The organism is Streptomyces sp. NPDC003393, from assembly GCF_053589015.1.
The window spans coordinates 17,505-37,801 of sequence record NZ_JBSFRB010000044.1; the positions used below are offsets into that span (position 1 = coordinate 17,505).

At 70.8% G+C, this 20,297-nt stretch carries 13 protein-coding genes and 1 pseudogene; 8 read left to right on the top strand and 6 right to left on the bottom strand.

Features of this window, described 5'->3' with window-relative positions:
- Positions 1-65: 65 nt before the first annotated feature.
- Positions 66-977 (bottom strand): LysR family transcriptional regulator, encoded by a 912-nt coding sequence (locus tag ACWDUZ_RS31630; RefSeq protein ID WP_451635233.1) that lies wholly within the window; start codon positions 975-977, stop codon positions 66-68.
- Positions 978-1,057: 80 nt separating this feature from the next.
- Here ACWDUZ_RS31630 and ACWDUZ_RS31635 point away from each other — a divergent pair, with 80 nt between their 5' ends.
- The 7 genes and pseudogenes from ACWDUZ_RS31635 to ACWDUZ_RS31665 all read left to right on the top strand — a co-directional run.
- Positions 1,058-1,777 (top strand): MOSC domain-containing protein, encoded by a 720-nt coding sequence (locus tag ACWDUZ_RS31635; RefSeq protein WP_451635234.1) that lies wholly within the window; start codon positions 1,058-1,060, stop codon positions 1,775-1,777.
- A gap of 57 nt (positions 1,778-1,834) precedes the next feature.
- Entirely contained in the window at positions 1,835-2,608 is a 774-nt protein-coding gene (locus tag ACWDUZ_RS31640) for an SDR family NAD(P)-dependent oxidoreductase (protein ID WP_451635235.1), read from the top strand.
- 126 nt (positions 2,609-2,734) lie between these two features.
- Complete coding sequence (locus ACWDUZ_RS31645) at positions 2,735-3,442, top strand: ester cyclase (RefSeq protein ID WP_451635236.1); 708 nt, start codon at positions 2,735-2,737, stop codon at positions 3,440-3,442.
- A 718-nt stretch (positions 3,443-4,160) separates the two neighbouring features.
- Positions 4,161-5,612 carry an NF041680 family putative transposase gene (locus ACWDUZ_RS31650; protein ID WP_451635237.1) on the top strand — a complete coding sequence of 484 codons (1,452 nt, stop codon included), beginning with the start codon at positions 4,161-4,163 and terminating at the stop codon, positions 5,610-5,612.
- Between the two features lie 72 nt (positions 5,613-5,684).
- On the top strand, positions 5,685-6,122 hold the full coding sequence (locus ACWDUZ_RS31655) for a helix-turn-helix domain-containing protein (RefSeq protein ID WP_451635238.1): 438 nt from the start codon (positions 5,685-5,687) through the stop codon (positions 6,120-6,122).
- A 3-nt stretch (positions 6,123-6,125) separates the two neighbouring features.
- On the top strand, positions 6,126-6,683 hold the full coding sequence (locus ACWDUZ_RS31660; RefSeq protein WP_451635239.1) for a PIN domain-containing protein: 558 nt from the start codon (positions 6,126-6,128) through the stop codon (positions 6,681-6,683).
- A 28-nt stretch (positions 6,684-6,711) separates the two neighbouring features.
- Positions 6,712-7,245, top strand: a pseudogene (locus ACWDUZ_RS31665) (DEAD/DEAH box helicase); the annotation flags it as partial.
- A gap of 153 nt (positions 7,246-7,398) precedes the next feature.
- On the opposite strand, the gene groL reads toward ACWDUZ_RS31665, so the two are convergent.
- The 4 genes from groL to ACWDUZ_RS31685 form a co-directional block, all read right to left on the bottom strand.
- Positions 7,399-9,024: a chaperonin GroEL gene (gene groL / locus ACWDUZ_RS31670; protein ID WP_451635240.1), complete on the bottom strand. Its 1,626-nt coding sequence runs from the start codon at positions 9,022-9,024 to the stop codon at positions 7,399-7,401.
- 113 nt (positions 9,025-9,137) lie between these two features.
- A complete protein-coding gene (gene groES, locus ACWDUZ_RS31675; RefSeq protein ID WP_009190181.1) occupies positions 9,138-9,446 on the bottom strand; it encodes a co-chaperone GroES in 309 nt (102 codons plus the stop codon).
- A gap of 275 nt (positions 9,447-9,721) precedes the next feature.
- The gene (locus tag ACWDUZ_RS31680) at positions 9,722-10,549 is read right to left on the bottom strand and encodes a polysaccharide deacetylase family protein (RefSeq protein ID WP_451635241.1); all 828 of its coding nucleotides are present in this window, start codon (positions 10,547-10,549) and stop codon (positions 9,722-9,724) included.
- Entirely contained in the window at positions 10,546-11,490 is a 945-nt protein-coding gene (locus tag ACWDUZ_RS31685; protein ID WP_451635242.1) for a polysaccharide deacetylase family protein, read from the bottom strand. The genes ACWDUZ_RS31680 and ACWDUZ_RS31685 overlap by 4 nt, the downstream gene beginning before the upstream one ends.
- 91 nt (positions 11,491-11,581) lie before the next feature.
- Between ACWDUZ_RS31685 and ACWDUZ_RS31690 the strand changes: the two genes are divergently transcribed.
- Positions 11,582-12,772 (top strand): class I SAM-dependent methyltransferase, encoded by a 1,191-nt coding sequence (locus ACWDUZ_RS31690; protein WP_451635243.1) that lies wholly within the window; start codon positions 11,582-11,584, stop codon positions 12,770-12,772.
- A 245-nt stretch (positions 12,773-13,017) separates the two neighbouring features.
- Here the strand turns inward: ACWDUZ_RS31690 and ACWDUZ_RS31695 are convergent, their stop codons facing one another.
- Complete coding sequence (locus ACWDUZ_RS31695; RefSeq protein WP_451635244.1) at positions 13,018-20,019, bottom strand: glycoside hydrolase domain-containing protein; 7,002 nt, start codon at positions 20,017-20,019, stop codon at positions 13,018-13,020.
- Between the last annotated feature and the right edge of the window lie 278 nt (positions 20,020-20,297).

Sequence of the window (20,297 nt, forward strand, 5' to 3'; positions counted from 1 at the left end):
CCGTCCCTCTGATGCCTGTTCGCCGTCTCAGCCGGCGCCTGCCCGGCGTCCCGTCCCGCCCCGTCTCACCTCGCCCCGGCGCGCACCAGCTCGTCCAGCGTGGCCGACACCGCGGGCACCTGGGCCAGGTCGGGCAGTGTGAGCGCCACGATCTCCCGCCGCACCGTCGGCTCCAGTTCGACGGTGCGCGCGCCCCGGGGACGTACGGACTCGACGGCGAGCTGAGGCAGTACGGCGACCCCGAGCCCGGCGCCCACCAGGCCGACCACCGCGGGATAGTCGTCGGTGGCGAAGTCGATGCGGGGCGTGAAGCCGGCGCCCTCGCACACCCGCACCAACTGGCCGCGGCAGCGCGGGCAGCCCGCGATCCACGGCTCGTCCGCGAGTTCCGCGATGCCGACCGACCCCGCGCGGGCCAGCGGATGCCGCTCGGGCACCAGGCCCACGAGCCGGTCGGTCAGCAGCGGCCGTACCACCAGGTCCGACCACTCCTCGCCGTCGGCCGTGCCCTCGCCGGCGGGGCCCTCGTAACGGAAGGCGAGCGCGACGTCGCAGTCGCCCTCACGCAGCAGTTCGACGGACCTGGGCGGCTCGGCCTCCGCCAGCGACACCCGGGTGCCGGGGTGCGCGGCGCGCAGCGCGGCCAGCGCGGTCGGGACCAGCGTGGAGCTGCCGCTCGGGAAGGAGACGAGCCGTACCCGTCCGGCCCGCAGACCGGCGATGGCGGCGACCTCCTCCTCGGCGGCGGTGAGCCCGGCCAGGATGCCGCCCGCGTGCCGCACGAGCGCCTCACCGGCCTCGGTCAGCCGCATCTCGCGGCCGGTGCGGACCAGCAGTGGGGTGCCGACATTGGTCTCCAGTGCCTTCATCTGCTGGCTGACGGCGGGCTGGGTGCAGCCCAGCTCGCGCGCCGCCGCCGAGAACGACCCGCTGGTGGCCACGGCGCGCAGCACGCGCAGATGACGAGCCTCGATCACCCCTTGATCATAAGTGATCCTTGGGTCGACGGCACAAAAAGGCGTCGACACTTTGAAGTGGGCTCCCGTACCGTGCTCGCATGAAGCTGCTCTCCGTCAATCTGGGCCGCCCGCAGGCCGTGCCGTACACCGACCAGCCCCAGGGCGTCACCGGGATCGACAAGCGGCCGGTGGACCACCCGGTGCTGGTGGCGGCGCCCGGCCCGAAGGGGGTCGGCGCGAGCGGGCTGGCCGGGGACGCGGTGTGCGACACGCGGCACCACGGCGGCGACGACCAGGCGGTGTACGCCATGGCGCGCGAGGACATGAACGAGTGGGAGCGCGAGTTGGGCCGGACGCTGGCGAACGGCGCGTTCGGCGAGAACCTCACCACGGCCGGCCTGGACGTGTCCGGCGCCCTGATCGGCGAGCGCTGGCGCATCGGCTCGCCGGCCGGCCCGTCGGTGCTGCTGGAGGTCACCAGCGGCCGGATCCCGTGCCGGACCTTCCAGGGCCACATGGGCGAGCGGGGATGGGTGAGGAGGTTCACGCAAAAGGGTGCGCCGGGGGCCTACCTGCGGGTGATCGAGCCGGGTGAGATCCGCTCCGGCGACCCGGTCGAGATCGTGCACCGCCCGGACCACGACGTGACGGTGGCCATGGAGTTCCGGGCCGGCACCACGGAGCGCTCCCTGCTGCCGCACCTGCTCGCGGCCGGGAACGCGCTGCACCCGGAAACCCTCGCGGCGGCCCGGAAGTACGGCGAGAAGTACGCGGATCGACGGGCCGTGGGCGACGGGACGACACCTGCTCCCCGCTGATCGGAAGGACCTGTGCACAGATCGGGAACCGGTCGCCCGGACCACTAACCTTTCGCCATGACAACGGCTCTGATTACGGGATCCACCGCGGGCATCGGTGCCGCGTTCGCGCGTCGGCTGGCGGCGGACGGGCACGACCTCGTCCTGGTGGCACGGGACACCGAGCGCCTGACGGACCAGGCGACCGAGCTGCACGACCGGCACGGCATCGAGGCGGAGGTGCTCACGGCCGATCTGTCGCAGGAGGCTGGCATCGAGGCGGTCGCCGCCCGGCTGGACGACCGCCGCAACCCGGTCGACCTGCTGATCAACAACGCGGGCTTCGGCAACAAGGGCCGCTTCCTCGAGGTGCCGATGGCCGACGAGCTGACGATGCTCAAGGTGCACGTCGAGGCGGTGCTGCGGCTGACGGCCGCGGCGACGGCGGCGATGCGTGAGCGCGGCCGGGGCGGGGTGGTGAACGTGGCGTCGGTGGCGGCGTTCGTGCCGCGCGGCACCTACGGGGCCTCGAAGGCGTGGGTCGTGCAGTTCACCCAGGGCGCCGCCCGCGACCTGGCCGGGACCGGGGTGCGCCTGATGGCCCTGTGCCCCGGCTTCGTGCGCACCGAGTTCCACCAGCGGGCCGGCATGGGCACGGACAACATCCCGAACTGGATGTGGCTGGACGCGGACAAGCTGGTCGCGGCGGCACTGGCGGACCTGGCGCGCGGCCGGACCGTCTCCGTTCCCGACCCGCGCTACAAGGCGCTGATGGGCCTGGTGAAGCTGGCCCCCCGGGGGCTGCTGGGCGGGGTAACGTCGAAGACGGGCCGCAAGTACGGCCCGCAGTAGTCCGAGGGCAGCGGTTCCGGTTCGGGCCGGGCCGCGGGCCTCCGGAGCGCGCTACGGAGGTGGCGTCGTCCCCCCGGTGGGAAAATGGCGGTGACGGAACCGGGCCAGGGGGGCCGGAGGGGCGCCATGACCTTCGTACAGCTCATCGAGTGCAGGACGAGCCGGTTCGACGAGATGAACCGGCTGATCGACACCTGGCTGGAACAGACCGGCGGAAAGCGGACCGCGACCCACGCGCTGGTCGGCACGGACCGCTCGGACAGAGCGCACATCGTGGAGATGGTGGAGTTCCCGTCGTACGAGGAGGCGATGCGGAACTCGAACCTCCCGGAGACCGACGAGATCTTCCGCGGCATGGCCGCCCTGTGCGACGAGATGCCCACCTTCATCGACCTGGAGGTCGTCCGGGACGAGCGGCTCTGTGACGACACCGTGCGGCGTTTCTTCGCCACGCTCGCCGGCGCGGGAGAACTGCCCCCGCTCAACGACCTGATCGACGAGGACTGCCACAGCCACGACCCGATCAACCCGCAGACCACCATCGGCCTGGACACGATCCGGCGCGAGTTCCGCATGTGGCGCGACGCCTTCGACTCCGCCTTCACCCTCGACGAGGTCCTCGCCCAGGACGACCGGGCCTGCGCCCGCTGGTCCTGGAAGGGCACCCACAAGGGCGAGTTCCTGGGCATCGCCCCCACCGGCAGGCAGGTCGGCATGACCGGCACGACCCTCTTCCACTTCGGCCCCGACGGCAAGATCACCGAACTGTGGTGGCAGCACGACCACCTGGGCCTGCTGCAACAGCTGGGCGCACTGGACGAGTTGGAGAACTAGAAGCCGCGGAGGAGAGCCACGGGAAGCCCCCGGCACGGGGGCTTTCGTATGCCCGGGCACTTCATTCCGCACGGCCGCCTTCCGCCCTTGCCGGGCCCGCACCGAATGTCAGAGGGCCGGACCCCGCGACGGCTGCAACCGTTCGCGAGGGCCTGAACCACCAGTGGAAGGCAAGTTCCACCGTGATGTACCGGCACTGTATCGCGCCCCAGCGCCCCTACACCCAGTTCTCGCACGACATCATCCGGCACCCGCGCCTGTCCTCGGACGCGGTTCGACTCCTGACCTGGCAGCTCTCTCCCACCGGGCGCCCGGGAATCCCTCTCCCGAACCGCCGAACGAGCCGACATCGGCGCCTGCGCCTTCACCCGCGCCAAGCGCCAGCTCAAGGACGAGGGATTCGTGCACGAAAGGCGCATCCAAGGACCGGGGGCAACTGGACGACCCAAGGAGTGGGGCGTCATGCCCCGCGTCGGTGCCCCCGGCAAGACCGTGTGGGCGGTCGTCGCGACCACAGGCGGCTGGCATCGACTCCTGACCGGACTGCGCCTCGGGCTGTATGGAGCGGCTCTGCGACGACCCGCCCGACTCTTCAGCTTGACGTTTAACCTCGACCGTTCACTTGACCCGCTGATCTTGGTTCATTCCCGGGACAGCAGGGCGGCCGTTCTTCACGCTTCGAGGTGTCGAGCAACGTCGCGTGAAGGAACGGCCGCTGGTGAAGAGTCTCGCCGCTGAACAGTCAGCTGACGCCGCGTTGGGCGTCCTGTCCCACTTTCGAGTCCAGTTCTACGACTGCCTCTATACCCGGGCGGATGCGCTCTTCGAGCTGACCGACGCGGTGCTGTGTGCCGATGGCCCGGTGACGTCGCTGGTCGAGTTGACGCTCACGGCCGAGCACCGGCGTGGGCACGGTGCGATGTACGACGCGGTCAATCACGGCTGGCTGGAGCCGCGCCGCCTGCGCAGGCTGCTGGCCTCCACGCCGCTGCCACGTGCGGCCGACGGGCGGATCGTCCTCGCGGTGGACGTGAGCAACTGGCTGCGTCCCGACGCCCCCACCAGCCCGGAGCTGCTGTTCTGCCACGTCTACGGACGGGGCCGCAGCGCGGATCAGTTCATCCCCGGCTGGCCGTATTCCTTCGTCGCCGCGCTGGAGACGGGACGCACGTCGTGGACGGCCGTGCTGGACGCGATCCGTCTGGGGCCAGCGGACGATGCCACCGCGGTGACCGCCGCCCAGCTGCGCGAGGTGGTCACCCGGCTGGTGTACGCCGGGCAGTGGCGGCCGGGCGACGCGGACATCCTCGTCGTCATGGACACCGGCTACGACGTCACCCGCCTCGCCTACGTCCTGGCCGACCTGCCCGTCGAGCTGGTCGGCCGGCTGCGCTCGGACCGCGTCATGCTGAGGGATGCCGGCCCGCGTCGTTCCACCCCGCGCGGCGGGCAGCCCCGAAAGCACGGCGGCGTCCTCACCTTCTCCAAACCGGATTCCTGGCATACCCCTGATCAGGCCACCACCTGCGACACCACCCGCTACGGCACGGCCGAAGCCCTCGCCTGGGACCGGATGCACCCCCGCCTGCAGGCCCGCGGCCCCTGGCTCGACCACTGCGGCGAACTTCCCTTGATCCACGGCACGTTGATCCGGCTGAAGGTCGAGCATCTGCCCGGTGACCGCGACCCCAAGCCGGTGTGGCTGTGGTCCTCGCGCACCGGGATGACCGGCGCTGACGTCGACCTGCGCTGGCAGGCATTCCTCCGCAGGTTCGACCTGGAGCACACCTTCCGGCTGTTCAAGCAGACCCTGGGCTGGACCGTCCCCAAGGTCCGCGATCCGCACACGGCCGACCTGTGGACCTGGCTGATCATCGCCGCCCACACCCAACTCCGCCTTGCCCGGCCCCTCGCCGAGGATCTTCGTCGGCCCTGGGAACGGCCCGCCGAGCCGCGTCGGCTCACCCCTGCCCGGGTCCGCCGAGGGTTCCGCCACCTCCGCGTGAAGACCGCCCGTCCCGCCAGCGTGCCCAGACCCTCCAAGCCCGGGCCCGGACGCCCACCCGGCTCGAAGAATCGCAGGCCAGCCCCACGTCATGAGCCTGGAAAGACCGTGAAACGAATCGAAACCCTCACCGAACACGTCCGCCAGAAACAGCAGCGAGGTTAATGATCAAGCTTCAGATGTTGCACTTATTTCGAATATTGCGGATACTGGGGAGCCGAGCGCGGGGAGATGAGGATGATGACAGCAAAGGTTTCCCGGTCTCCGGTACCGCACAAGCACAGTTCCGAGACCGCCAACCGGGCTATCGAGCCCTTGAGGGACGTACTGGTCCGCCATCCGGAGGACACCGAAGTCACGGTCTCTGTGCAGTTGCCGCGTGAGGCCGCGGAAATGCTCGCCACGATCCTGGGTCACATGGCCTCCGGGCGCGCGGTGTCGATCGTCCCGGACAACGCCGAGCTGACCACCCAGCAAGCCGCCGACATGCTGAACGTCTCCCGCCCGTTTCTCATCGGCCTGCTGGAAGCCGGTGAGATCGAATACCGCAAGGTCGGCACGCACCGCCGGATCAAGGCTGCCTCCCTGATGGCGTACCAACGAGAGGACGATCGACGCCGGCGGGCGGCAGCCGATGAGCTCACCGCACTGAACCAGGACATGGGGCTGATCTGACAGATGGCGTTCACGGTCGTGTACGACGCGTGTGTTCTCTACCCCAACACGCTGCGCGACCTGCTGATCCGCATAGCTGCGGCCGGACTGGTCCAGGCGAAGTGGTCGGAGCGGATTCTCGACGAGGTGTTCGAGAACCTCGCCAAGAACCGTCCCGATCTTCGGCAGGAAAGGCTCGATCGAACGCGCGAGCTCATGAAGCGGGCAGTGCGTGACTGCCTGGTCGTGGGTCACGAGCCACTCGAACCGGTACTCAGCCTTCCCGACCCGGACGATCGGCATGTGCTTGCGGCCGCGATCAAGGCCCGGGCGCAGCTCATCGTGACACGCAACACCAAGGATTTCCCGTTGGCGGCCACGGCCCCCTGGGACGTCGAGGCCGTCCATCCGGACGACTTCGTTCTTGCCCAGCTGGACCTCGACCGGGGCCGGATCTTCGCCTGTGTCCAGCAGATCGCCGACAGTTGGCAAAACCCACCGGGCGTGCCCGCCGACGTCCTGGACCGGCTGGAACGAGACGGCCTGGTAAAAACGGCCGCGGCGCTCCGTGTTGGCTTCTGAGTCCCAGTCCAGGCCGCTAGGCCGATCGGTGCAACGGCTGGGCCGCCCCGGACGCCACTCTGGCACCACCCGCAACTGCTGTTCCTCGCCCTGATCCACGCCGGCTTCCTGTCCGCGGCGGCCCTGTTGCCGGCGTGGTCACGCCGCTGGGTGGAACCGGTGACCGCGCCTGCCGAGGCACGGCACCTCATCGCGCAGCAACTCCTCGTGCTGTGTCTCCAGGAGCACCGGGTCGGGAGGCACCTGTGGCAGGAGTGGTGGGGCGAGCTTCGTGCCCTTCAGGTCGGGCGCCGAACCTGTCGTACGGCACCTCGTCGAGCAGCCATACCTGGAGCGCGTGACGGCGGCACCCTGTTCATCGGACCAGAGATCGAGCGCCGCTTCGGGCACCGGCACTTCATGAACCTGACGGCGTCGCTCACCGCACCGCCGGAGTCAACCGTCCTCAGTGGACGGACGGAGATCGGCCACACGGACCCCGACTTGCTCACCGAGGAGGTCGAGGGGCCGCAAACTGCTCTTGGCAGGCCGCAGCCGGCTGGGCACGTACATCGACTGGCAGGTGCGGCAGCCGCCACGTCCGGCGTGAACGGCCACGACGAAGCCGCACCCGGCGACGACCCGTCACGGCAGAGGCTGAACCGCCGTACAACGCGACGGTGCCCAGCCCCCCGCAGGGGAACTGGGCACCGTCGGTCAACGCTCAGCGCGGCGCTCAGTGGGCGTGGCCGTGGCCGTGGCCCGCGGCGGCCGGCTCTTCCTCTTCCTTCTTCTCGACGACCAGGGTCTCGGTCGTCAGCAGGAGGGAGGCGATGGAGGCGGCGTTCTCCAGGGCGGAGCGGGTGACCTTGACCGGGTCGATGACGCCGGCCTTGACCAGGTCGCCGTACTCGCCGGTGGCGGCGTTGTAGCCGCTCATCTTCTCCAGCTCGGCGACCTTGGAGACGATGACGTAGCCCTCCAGGCCGGCGTTCTCGGCGATCCAGCGCAGCGGCTCGACGGCGGCGCGGCGGACGACCGCGACACCCGTGGCCTCGTCGCCGGTCTTGCCGAGGTTGTCCTGAAGGATCTTCACGGCGTGGACCAGAGCCGAGCCACCACCGGAGACGATGCCCTCCTCGACCGCGGCGCGGGTCGCGGAGATGGCGTCCTCCAGACGGTGCTTCTTCTCCTTCAGCTCCACCTCGGTGGCGGCGCCGACCTTGATGACGCACACGCCGCCGGCCAGCTTCGCGAGGCGCTCCTGGAGCTTCTCGCGGTCCCAGTCGGAGTCGGTGTTCTCGATCTCGGCCTTGATCTGGGCGACGCGGCCGTCGACGTCCGACTTGTTGCCGGCGCCGTCGACGATCGTGGTGTCGTCCTTGGTGACGGTGACACGGCGGGCGGAGCCGAGGACGTCCAGACCGACCTGGTCGAGCTTGAGGCCGACCTCCTCGGAGATGACGGTGGCGCCGGTGAGGATCGCCATGTCCTGGAGCATCGCCTTGCGGCGGTCGCCGAAGCCGGGGGCCTTGACGGCGGTGGCGTTGAAGGTGCCGCGGATCTTGTTGACGACCAGGGTCGACAGGGCCTCGCCCTCGACGTCCTCGGCGATGATCAGCAGTGGCTTGGAGGCGTTCGCCTGGATGATCTTCTCGAGCAGCGGCAGCAGGTCCGCGATGGAGGAGATCTTGCCCTGGTGGATCAGGATGTACGGGTCGTCGAGGACGGCCTCCATGCGCTCCTGGTCCGTGACGAAGTACGGCGACAGGTAGCCCTTGTCGAAGGCCATGCCCTCGGTGAAGTCCAGCTCCAGACCGAAGGTGTTGGACTCCTCGACGGTGATGACGCCGTCCTTGCCGACCTTGTCCATCGCCTCGGCGATCAGCTCGCCGACCTGCTGGTCCTGGGCGGACAGCGCGGCCACGGCGGCGATGTCGGACTTCTCGTCGATCGGGCGGGCCGAGGAAAGCAGGTCCTCGGCGACCGCGGCGACGGCGGCGTCGATGCCCTTCTTCAGCAGCGCCGGGGAGGCGCCGGCGGCGACGTTCTTCAGGCCCTCGCGCACCAGCGCCTGGGCGAGCACGGTGGCGGTGGTGGTGCCGTCACCAGCGATGTCGTTGGTCTTGGTCGCCACCTCCTTCACCAGCTGGGCGCCGAGGTTCTCGTACGGGTCCTCGACCTCGACCTCGCGGGCGATGGTGACACCGTCGTTGGTGATGGTGGGGGCACCGAACTTCTTGTCGATGACGACGTTGCGGCCCTTGGGGCCGATCGTCACCTTGACCGTGTCGGCGAGCTTGTTGACGCCGCGCTCGAGGGCGCGACGGGCGTCCTCGTCGAACTTCAGGATCTTCGCCATGGCAGCGGGAGCCCTCTCGGAAATCTGGGTGGAAAAGGCGCTGCGCCCCGGGCGCCCGGCTTCTTATCGGTCGCGGGGGCCAGGGGCGCAGCTCAAAGCAGGGATCGAGGTGATTACTTCTCGATGATCGCGAGGACGTCGCGAGCCGAGAGAACGAGGTACTCCTCGTTGTTGTACTTCACCTCGGTGCCGCCGTACTTGCTGTAGAGCACGACGTCGCCGACCTTGACGTCGAGCGGAAGGCGGTTGCCGTCCTCGAAGCGGCCCGGGCCCACGGCCAGGACGACGCCCTCCTGGGGCTTCTCCTTGGCGGTGTCCGGGATGACCAGGCCCGAGGCCGTGGTCTGCTCGGCGTCCAGCGGCTGGACCACGATGCGGTCCTCGAGCGGCTTGATGGCAACCTTGGAGCTGGCGGTCGTCACGATCCGACCTCCCCCTTCGGAGATCTCACGGGGTTAACTGTCTGAGGTGGCGACCAGGTCGATCCGTCGTCGCGGGTGCCGGACCTGCCCGTCGCTGTGTTGGCACTCTCCGGTGGGGAGTGCCAGAGCCGAGACTATGACCGTCGTTAGCACTCGGTCAAGCGGAGTGCCAATTGCCTCGTGGCGCGTCGCCGGTCGGGGCCTTCGGCGACACCTGGGCTCCCTCCCTTACGGCCGCGTCCTCGAACTCCCTCGGGACGCCCGGACGGCTCTTGTCACAGGTACTCCTCCAGCCTCCCCACCGCCAGGCCCGCCTGCTGGATCTTTCGCAGGAGGCGGATCGTGCGGGTGCGCAAGGGCGGGCCGTCGAGGTCGTCGTCGCCGGCGGCGACCAGAACGATGTCGCCGGGGCGCAGGGAGTGGGAGCCGTGGGTGAAGCGCAGGTCGGTCTCCTTCATCGACGCGCGCCACAGGACGACCGCGGAGACCTGGCAGTCGGCGGCGGCGCGCAGGGTCGTGGTGTCGTACGCGCCGTACGGCGGGCGGAACAGGCGGGCGCGGACACCGAAGCGGGCGTGGAGCTTGTCGCGCTGGCCGCAGATCTCCGCGCGTTGGGCCCGGTACGGCAGGCCGCGCAGCAGAGGGTGGTCCAGGGTGTGGTTCTCCAGGTCCGCACCGGCCGCCAGCAGTCGCCCGAAGTGCCCTTGACCCGGCCCGACGACGCTGTCGGTGAGGAACATGCCGACCGGCAGCCGCAGTTCGCGGACCATGTCGACGAACCGCGGGTCCCGCTCGGCGCCGTCGTCGTAGGTGAGGAAGACGACCCGGTCGTCGGTGCGGACGTGGTCCAGGACCGGGGGCGGGGCGGAGTCCCGCGCGGTGCGGCGCAGCGGGCGGGCGGAGGGGGGCGGGGACAGCGGGGCAGCGAGGCCCCAGCGGCGGTACGGCTGCCCGGGGGCCGGTGTCCCGGGCCGCACCCGCTGGGCCGCCTTGCGGCCCAGCCGTTCGATCGGGTCGACGGAGGGCGCACAGCCGGCCAGGAGCAGCAGTGCGGCCGCGAGCAGCAGCGCGGCCGTGCGCCGGGGCCACGGCCGCAGCGTCACAGGTAGTCCTCCAGCCGCGCCACCGCGAACCCCTCGGCCGTGACGTGGTCCAGGAACCGGCGCATGACGTCGGCCATCGTGCCGTTCCACTCCTTGCGGCCCCGGAAGTGGGTGAGGACGATGTCGCCGGGGCGCAGCCGCTGGTCCTTCTCGCGGAACTCCCAGTGGTCGGCGAAGACCTCCTCGTTCCAGATCGGCGCGTACTCGATGCCGCAGGACTTGGCGGCGGCCAGGGTGTCCTGGTTGTAGCTGCCGTAGGGCGGGCGCATGAGTTTCGGGCGCTCGCCGAACTGCTCGTCCATGATGTCCTGCATGTCGCAGATCTCGCGCCGCTGCTGCTCGAAGGACAGTTTCCGCAGGTCGGGGTGGTGCAGGGTGTGGTTGTTGAGGGTGACCCCCGAGGCCTGCATCTTCCGGAAGTAGGCGTAGTCGTCCTTGATGAGGTAGTCGGTGAGGAACGCCGTGTAGGGGATCTTCAGTTCGCTCATCATGCGCAGGAAGGCGGGGTCCTTCTCCGCTCCGTCGTCGATGGTGAGGAAGACGACCTTGTCCTCGGTGGGGACCGTGGTGAAGACCGGGGGGAGGTACCAGTCCTTCTGGCGGCTCACCTCGAAGCCCGGGCGGGGGGTGATCCGCGGTCTCACGGCGGAGGGCTTCGAGGGTGTGAGGGGAACCTGCTTCAGGCCCCAGCGCTTGGTTGCGGCGACCCTGGCCGCGTGGGAGGCGCGCAGGCGGTTGGCGTAGGAGTCCAGGGCGCGCGCCGCGGGCGCCTGGCCGAGCTGCTGGCCCGGGGCGGGCGGTGCCGGCGTGTCGGTCTCGGAGCAGCCGGAGGCGAGGGCGGTGAGGGCGAGGGCGGCGAGCCCGGCACGCAGACCCGCTCCGCGCCTCGGAGAACAGACCAGTGTGGGACGCTTCTTATCGTTTTGTACGACTGCTCTCATGGTGCCGGATCCTCGCAGGCCACCGGCCCGAACCCGCGCCGACACCGCGGCCGCCGGGCACACCGTCCACCGACTGGCCGACAATGAGCCCGTGAACGACCCACAGGCCCCGCTCGACGCCTTCGCCGCCCTGCTCACCCCCGAGGGCCGTGCCCTCCTGGACGAGGTGCGCGACACCGACCCCGCCGACGAGCTCGCCGTCGCCACCCGACTGCGCCGCGGCCACCCGGCCGGACTGGTGTCGGCCGCGCTCGGCCAGGCCCGGCTGCGGCAGCGGGCGGCGGCGAAGTTCGGGGCCGAGGACGCGCGGCGGATGTTCTTCACGCCGAACGGGGTCGAGCAGTCGACGCGCGCGAGCGTGGCCGCGCACCGGGCCGCACGCCTCGCCGAACTCGGCGTGACCTCACTCGCCGACCTGTGCTGCGGCATCGGCGGCGACGCGATCGCCCTCGCCCGCGCCGGGATCCGGGTCCTCGCCGTCGACCGCGACCCGGTGACGGCCGCCGCCGCCCGCGCGAACGCCGAGGCCCTGGGCCTCTCCGACCTGATCGAGGTGCGTGAGGCGGACGTGACGGACGTCGACACCTCCGCGTACGACGCGGTGTTCGTCGACCCGGCCCGCAGGGGCGGCCGGGGCCGGATCTTCGACCCGGAGGCCTACTCGCCACCGCTCTCCTGGGCCGTCGAGACCGCCCTCGAGGCCCCGCACGCCGCCCTGAAGATCGCCCCCGGTGTCCCCCACGAGGCGGTGCCGCCGCAGGCCGAGGCCGAGTGGATCTCCGACTGCGGGGACGTGAAGGAGGCGGTGCTGTGGTTCGCCACCGAGCCGGGCCTGGTGCGGGCGACACTGCTCCCCGGCCCGCACAGCCTGCGCGGCCGGGGCCTTGCGAACCCCCCGGTCCGACCGCTGGGCCGCTACCTGTACGAGCCCGACGGCGCCGTCATCCGTGCCCACCTCGTCGCCGAGGTCGCCGCGGACCTCGACGGCGGCCTGCTCGACGAGACGATCGCGTACGTCACCGCCGACGAACTGCGGCCCACCCCGTACGCCACCCCCTACGAGATCACGGACCAACTCCCCTTCAACGTGAAGAAGCTGAAGGCGCTGCTGCGGGAACGGCAGGTCGGCACCCTGACCGTGAAGAAGCGCGGCTCGGCGGTCGAGCCGGAGGAACTGCGCCGCAAGGTGTTGCCGAAGGCGCAGGGGCGGAACACGGTGACGGTGTTCCTCACCCGGGTCGCGGGGGCGCCGACGATGCTGGTCGGCCACCCGGCGGGCTGACACGGCCTACCGGGGCGGCGCCCGGCGGCACCGTCGCGCGTGGCCCGCGGAGCTCCACTCGAGCACGCGGACCGCGGAACTTTGGCGGGAGCGGCGGGTCGCCGACCGGGACGGATCCCCGTTCACCCAGGACTTCACGAAGCACATCCCGGTGCGGCGCGAGCCCTCGCGCGGCGGCACCGTCACGGGGTACGAAAACGCGACGGCCGGACCCCGCGAACGAGGTCCGGCCGTCGTGTCGTGCCCTAGGCCCGGGGCAGGAGTCCCCGTGTCCCGGACCACTCGGCCGCGCGGGACCAGAGGCCCGTTCCGCCGGTGGAACCGGAGCCGAGGCCCCCGAGATCCCGGCCGCCGGGGTCCCAGCCGCCGGTGCCCGCGGCGGAGCCGTCACCGCCGGCCCACAACGGCCGGTGGCCGTTGTCCGTGCGCTGGATGCCGACCGTGTAGGTCCGGGTGAACGCCCCGTTCGCCGAGGTCACCGTGATGGTGTAGGCGGTGAGCCGGGAGCCGGTCGACGAGAGCAGGGAGCTGCCGTCGGTGACCTTCACCCGCGCCCCGGGCTCGGCCGCCACGGCGGAGACGGCCGGAGGCCTTCCGCCCTTCGGCCAGTCGACGACGTACGTGGACCCCTCGGGGTCGAACCCGTCGACAGCGAGGCCGCCCACGGTGATCGACCTGGCGTCGGCGACACTGGCCTTCGTGGCGTCCGGGTGGTTCTTCACCGTGACCGACCCGTCGGCGTGGACGACCACGTCCGCCGCCATCGCGGCGGCCAGGTTGATCCGCTGCCAGCCGGCCTCCCCGTCCGCGGTGCGGTCGAGCGGGTAGCCCGAGTCCGTCGCGGTCTGCTCCAGGATCTGCGTGCGCTGGGCGGTGGTGAGATCCGGGAAGGCGGTGATCAGCAGCGCCGCCGCGTCGGACGGCGTCCTCAGGGGCTGCCCGGCCTTGCCGACCTGGGAGAACTCGTAGGTGAGGCGCTGCGTGTACAGGTCGACGTCCTGGGCGGTGCTCAGGCCGTCGTAGGCGTCGCCCTCGCAGGCCGCGAGCGTGTCGCCGTACCCCTCCTCCCGGCACTGCGCGAGCAGTACGTTCTCGATCTCGACGTGGGCCTGCATGAGCAGCTTCTGGAACTCGGGGTCGGCCCACCGGTGCGCGACGGTGGCCTGACCGGTGATGCGGCCGCCCATGACGTCGAGCGGGTAGTGGAATCCGAGGACGATGCGGTTGTTCCCGTACTCCGAGGTGCGGGCGAGGATCGAGGGTGCCAGCTCCGGAAGGAGCGTGGCGAGGACGGTCCCCGCTTCGTAGCCGGCGTAGGTGTGGCCGCTGGGGTAGGAGCCGCTGGTGGTGAGGCCGCCGTAGGAGCCGTCCTGCGACTCGTAGACGGCGCCCCCGTCACCGACGAACCCGAGCCGCACGTACGGGCGCTGGTAGCCGTAGTGGTCCTTCGCCGCTCCGCCCTTGTCGAGGCCCTGCGAAACGCGGGAGAACAGCGCGCTGGTCTTCGGCAGCAGGCCGCCCTTCAGGGCGTCGCTGTAGATCTGACCCAGCCGGGAGCCGAGGCCGTCCGCCATCGTGACGGTGGCGCTGTTGGTCGCGTCGACCTCGGCCCGGTCCACCTCCTTCTGCGTCGCGGCGTTGTTGATGCTCACGGCGATCTTGTCGTTCTCGGCGGTGAGTGCGGTGCCGGCGGGCACCTTGGAGTCGGCGGCGAGGATGTCGGGCCCGAGGTCCTTGAAGCCGTCGAGCAGGCCGTAGACGTATTCGCTCCCGTCGCCGCCGCCCGGCCAGTTGTCGGAGGCGTAGTGCGCCTCGAGCGTCTCGTCCGGGAAGGGCGAGGGCGCGTACGCCGGGTCGGCGGCGTCCGCCGCGGCGGCGGTGCCGGACGCGGAGGCCGCTGTGGTCGTGTCGGGCGCGTCGGAGGTTCCGGCGAGGGTGACCGCGGTGACGGTCGCCGTGTGCGCCTTCGCCCCGCCCGTGGTGGTGAGCAGCGCGGTGCCCGTGGTGGCGGGGACATGGGCGGTGGTGCCGTCGTTCAGGGTCACGGTGTAGCCGATGACCGGGAATCCGCCGTCGCCGGCCGGCCGCCAGGTCACGCGGACCTGCTTGCCGTCGGTGACGACGCCCGTCACGTTCGGCTGCTGCGGCGTGCCGCCGCCGGTCACCACGGGTGCCGTCGCGGGGCTCTGGCGCGAGGCGCCGAACTCGTTCACCGCCTGGACGCGCGCGGTGTACGACCGGCCGGCCCGCAGCCGGCTGAACGTGATGCTGCGGCTGTGCGGGTCGTCGACCCGGATCTGGTGGCCGTCGCTGAGTGCGATCCGGTAGCCGGTGACCGCGGAACCGCCGTCGTCGGCGGACGCGGACCAGGCGACGGTCACGCTCGTGCCGGACGAGGTGGCCGAGACCGCGTCGGGCGGCGCCGGTGCGGTCCTGGGCTTCGTCGTCAGCGCGGACATGGCGTGGCGGAGGGCTTCGTACCGTGCGGTGAGCGTGGAGTCCGCCGCCGTGTCGTCGGCGATGGTGGCTTTGGCCGCGGTGAGTGCCGCGGTGAACGCCTGCCACGACGCGTCCGTGTAACGGTCGTCGGCGAGGGCCGACGCGGTGGTGACCAGGTCCTCCAGTCGCAGTCTCGGCAGCGGGACCAGTTGGCCCGCGGCGAGGGTGAGGCTGCGGGTCTGGGTGTCGACCTCGGTCTGCGTCACGTCGTCGGCGTCGGCGAGGGCACGGGCGGCGGCGAGTTCGCGCAGGTAGACGCCGAAGTCGATGGCGTCGTAGCGCTCCGCGTCGCCGGAGAGCCCCTCGTACCGGTCGATCGCCTTGCGCAGGGCGGTCTTGTCCGTGACGGCGGGCGCCTCGACGTGGTCGAAGGTGATCCGGCCGAGGTTCGCGACGTACGGGTGCGAGGAATCCGGGGTCGTGGTCAGCCGCAGGTGGACGGCGTGCTTGCCGGTGATCGCCTTGGGCAGCGTCAGGCTGGTCGTCCCGCCGGACGACCACGCGGCCCCGGTGACCGGCAGCGGCACGGTCGCGTACGGCGTGCCCGGGTTCGCCGCGTCGAAGGAGTCCAGGTAGAGCTGGACGGCGGAGCCGGTGCCGCAGCGGGCGGAGTTGTTGACGTAGGTGATGGTGACGGTGGTCTTCGGCGAGGTGCCGAAGTCGATGTCGCCGTAGTCGAGCCAGGCGCCGTCGTAGGTGCCGCCGAGGTCGGTGGTGGTACCGGCGACGCTCCAGCCGACCGGCTCGCTCTTGAGGCCGCCGCCGCTGTTCGAGCGGAACGCGGTGGCGTCGAAGCCCGCGGGGGCGTCGGCCTGCTGCGTCAGGGTCAGCGAGTAGACGTTGCCCACATAGGGCTGGGTGGACGTCTGCGTGCTGGAGACGAAGTCCGCGTACACGTCCTGGACGCCGGCGAAGACGTTCGGGTCGAGCTGCACGGATGTGGTGGCGACGGTTCCCCAGCCCGAACCGGTGTAGTCGAGGGGGATGTCGACCTTCGCGGTGCCGTCCTTCGAACCGAGGTGCAGCTCGATGTGCGAGTCCGACGCGGCCCGCGACCGGGGCTTGTCATAGCTGACGGTGACGGTGTCGGCGCCGGCCTCGAGGTCGGTGTCCTTCCACTCGGCCCACGCCCCGTCGGTCACGTTCTCGAAGATGCCGTTTCCGAGGTTGAGCGGGAGCGTGCCGTCGCCGGTGGTGGTGCTGTTGGCCGCGGTCAGTGTGGCGAGCGTGGTCGTGGGGGACGTGGAGACGTCGTCTGGGGAGAACCGGTACCAGTCGAAGTTCGACACCCACTGCTGACCGGACGGGGCGTGGAAGACGAACGTCGCGCTCTTGGCGGCCAGCAGGGCGTCCGGGTCGGTGACGGTCGCCTGCACCGTGGTGTAGTACTGCCACCCGCCGGTTCCGGGGAGCGACACGGTCGCCACGACCGGGCCGTCGGCGGTGCCGGCGTGGACGTCGACGCTGCTCGGCTTCGCGTCGGGCGCTTGGGAGTTGGCGTAGCGGACCGAGATGCTCCGCGGGGCGACGCCGCCGAAGTCGAGCTTGCCGTAGCGCTCCCAGGCTCCCTCGGTGACGCCGCCGAGGTCGCCGTCCGAGTAGTACGCCTCCTTCACCAGGCTGGGGCCCTCCATCTGGTCGGCGGCCTCGGCCTGGAGGACGGCGTAACCGCCCTCGTCGATGGTGAGCGCGTCGACGGCGGAGTGCAGCGCGTCGTCCGCGGCCATGAGGGTGCCGGTCGGGGACGCGGGGTCCGCGAGGACGGTCCGGGCGCGGTCGAGCGCCGAGCGGAAGACGGTCCAGGAGCCGTCGGAGTAGTTGCCGCTGCGTACCAGCGACGCCTGGTCGACGAGGGCGCTCAGGGCCTTGCGGTGCACCGCGGCGGCCGAGATGAGCAGCGGGTCGGTCGGGGAGATTCCGGTGCCGGTCACCGTGGCGGCCCGGACGCCGTGGGCGAAGGCCGCGTCCCGGAAGGTGATGCCGAGGCGGGCGTCCGTCCGCGTGGTGCCCGACAGCGAGAGCGTCGCCGTGCGGGAACCGCTGACGCGGAGGTCTGCGGTGACCCCGTCCGGCAGACCGGTCACGCTCGCCGCGCCGGACTCGGTGAGGCTGGTGCCCTTCCGGGCCTTGAACGAGGCCGGTCCGGACAGGGTGAGCCGCACGCTGTCGTCGAGGGAGCCGTCGGCGGTGGTGGCGACGGTGCCGGGGCGGGCGGAGACGACGGTGTCGCCCTTGTCCGTCCCGTCGCCGTCACCCGTGTCGCCCGAGTCGGTGTTCAGGGAGTACGCGGGCTCCGTGTGCGCGCCCCACCGGGAGGGCTCGGAGCCCATGGTGAGGTCCAGCGTGCCGCCGGAGATGATGCGGGAGTAGTCGAGCCACGTGTTGTCGAACCGCTTGCCGTCGAGGGTCGCGCTCTGCACGTAGTAGTTGCTCGGCGAGACGCCGTCGGCCTTCACCGTGAACCTGGCGCCGTTGGCGTAGCTGATCGTGGTGGAGTCGAAGAACGGGCTGCCGATCTGGAACTGGCTGGAGCCGGCGGTCACCGGGAACAGGCCGAGGGCGGCGCCGACGAACATGGTGGACATGGTGCCGGCGTCGTTGTCCATGGTCGGCAGGAAGCCGTTCGGGGCGAGCTTGTAGACCTGCGTCCTGACCGGCGGGGTGAACTCGCCGTGAGAGCTGGGTGCTTCGTTCGTGGAACCGGTCGCGATGTAGCGGTTCCAGGTGGCGCCGGTGTAGATGGCGCGCACCCACTTCTGCGTCAGGCTCGGCTCACCGACGTAGTTGAAGAGGTAGGGAGCCTGGAGGTCGATCTCGTTGGCGTTGGAGTGCAGCATGGTCGAGCCGTCGTCGACGCTGGAGTCCTCGCCGAACATGTGCTCCACCGCGGCCTTGCCGGCCTTGACGCCGCCCATGGCCTGGATGAGGCCGCCCATGTCGTAGGCGTCGTACCAGTGGTACTGCCAGAGCGTGCCCTGGTAGAGGCCGGCCGCCTCGAACTTCTCGTAGTCGGCGCTCTGCCAGTCGCCGTTCGCCGCGCGCGGGGTGAGCAGACCGACCTTGGTGCCGTCAGCGGCGGTCCAGGCGCCGGACTTCACGAGGTTGTCGATCGCCATGGTCGACTGGGTGCGCAGCTTCTTCGCGTCGTCCTTCTTGCCGAGCGCGTCGGCGATGACGGAGAGCGCCCACTGGTCGTATCCGCGCTGCACGGTCGTGCCGGGGTCACCGGAGATGTAGCCCTGCCGCAGCTGGGCCCCCGTGTAGTAGCCCGAGTACGACAGCAGCGCGGGGTAGGCCTCGTCGAGCCGGTCGAAGTCCTTGAAGCCCTTCGACAGCGCGTCGGCGACCAGCACGGCCGAGCGCTCCCAGCGCACGGTCGGCACGGAGTGCGTGAGGCTGCCGAGGCTCTTGCCGGAGGCGCGCTGGTCGGCGAACAGCTCGATCAGCGACTGGATCATGTCCCGGTACGTGGCCGGGTCGATGTAGGACTCCACGGAGTACTTTCGGAAGTCGTCCCAGGTCGACCAGCCGTCGTAGTACGTGAAGCCGTTCGCCTGGTGCACCGCGCCGTCCGCGCCGCGGTAGGTCCCGCTGGTGCTGGTGGCGTTCACCGGCAGCGCGTACATGCGGTACAGGTGCGTGTAGAACTCCTTGGTGAGCGTCGACCCGGGGTCGGACTTCGCCGTGGAGCGCACGTCCACCGCGCCGAGCGCGCTGTTCCACTCCGCCTTGGTCCGGGCGCGCGCCTGGTCGAAGGTCAGCTTGCCGACCTCGTTCCGCTGGTCGGTCGCGGCCTGTTCGGCGCTGATCGGGGAGAGCGTGACGCGCAGTTCGATGTCGTCGCCGGCCGACGTGTCGAAGCCGAGGACGGCGCCGGTGTCGGACCCGTCCTGGCTGGTGGCGTCGGTCAGCTTCCCGTCGTCGCCCCAGCTCTTGAGGGAGGTCACGGGGACGTTGGTGGTGGCGTCGTAATACAGCTTGTACGAGGCGCCGTTGAACGAACCGGCGATGAGCCCGCTGATCGAGGTGGTGTCGTCGGGGAGCGTAGTCGCCTTCATCGTCGCGCGGGTGCGGCTGGTGAAGTTGTTGGCGAGGTCGAGGACCAGCTCGGGGTCGGACCCGGCGGGGAAGCTGTACCGCTGCAGCGACGTGCGGGTCGTCGCGGTCGCCTCGGCTTTGACGGTGCCGGGGCTCTGCGTCACCGCGGAGGCGGTGCCCGATATCGCGCCCAGACCCACCTGGTAGTAACCGGGCGTCGCGGTCTCGTCGTCGTGACTGAACGTGTGGGCGTACGTGCCGGGGGCGGGCCGCTTGTCGTAGTGCACGGACGTCGGGACGACGAGCAGGTCGCCGCCGCCTCCCGAGCCGCCGACGCCGTCGAGGTTCGTCGAGGTGAACCCGGCGATGTGGTCCTCGTTGTAGTCGTACCCGGTGTGGTTGCGGTTCGGCGTGGTCAGCGGGTTGACCTTGGCCAGACCGTGCGGTGCCTGGGCGCCCGGCATGTCGTTGCCGTCGTCGCCGGCGGTCGACACGAAGGGGTCGACGAGCTTGGTGTAGTCGGTGCCGGACGTCCCCGCCGAGGTGCCGGAGGCGGGGACGGCCACGGCCGTACCCCCTCCCGCCAGTGCGGCGGCGCCGAGGGCGCCGGCGAGAAGCGCGGCGACCGTGGCGCGCCAGGGTCTTCCTCGTCGGCGGGCGGTTCTCGGTGGGATCGAGGGGGGCACGGAGGCGTCGGGTCTGACGGGCACGGGACCTCTCCATCGTCGCAATAACTCATGCAGCCCCCGGCCTCTCGGATGACAACGTTGTCAGGCCGCAGGACCAGGAGTGCGCACACTCACGGCGAGTCGGCAGCATACGCGCGGAATCTCCCGTCGCCTACACTCCCGCCCGCCATTGGACACGGAGTTGGCGTACAACAGGCGAACAGAACACGTACTCATGAGGTCCACGGGGACGAGACGGGACCGACACGGCGCCGCGCACCGGCTCGAGTTCGGCCGCCGCACCACCTCGGCCGGCCGGG

Coding starts and splice junctions, on each gene's coding strand:
- ACWDUZ_RS31635 (WP_451635234.1), top strand. CDS start 1,058: ATGAAGCTGCTCTCCGTCAATCTGGGCCGCCCGCAGGCCGTGCCGTAC.
- ACWDUZ_RS31640 (WP_451635235.1), top strand. CDS start 1,835: ATGACAACGGCTCTGATTACGGGATCCACCGCGGGCATCGGTGCCGCG.
- ACWDUZ_RS31645 (WP_451635236.1), top strand. CDS start 2,735: ATGACCTTCGTACAGCTCATCGAGTGCAGGACGAGCCGGTTCGACGAG.
- ACWDUZ_RS31655 (WP_451635238.1), top strand. CDS start 5,685: ATGATGACAGCAAAGGTTTCCCGGTCTCCGGTACCGCACAAGCACAGT.
- ACWDUZ_RS31660 (WP_451635239.1), top strand. CDS start 6,126: ATGGCGTTCACGGTCGTGTACGACGCGTGTGTTCTCTACCCCAACACG.
- groL (WP_451635240.1), bottom strand. CDS start 9,024: ATGGCGAAGATCCTGAAGTTCGACGAGGACGCCCGTCGCGCCCTCGAG.
- ACWDUZ_RS31685 (WP_451635242.1), bottom strand. CDS start 11,490: ATGAGAGCAGTCGTACAAAACGATAAGAAGCGTCCCACACTGGTCTGT.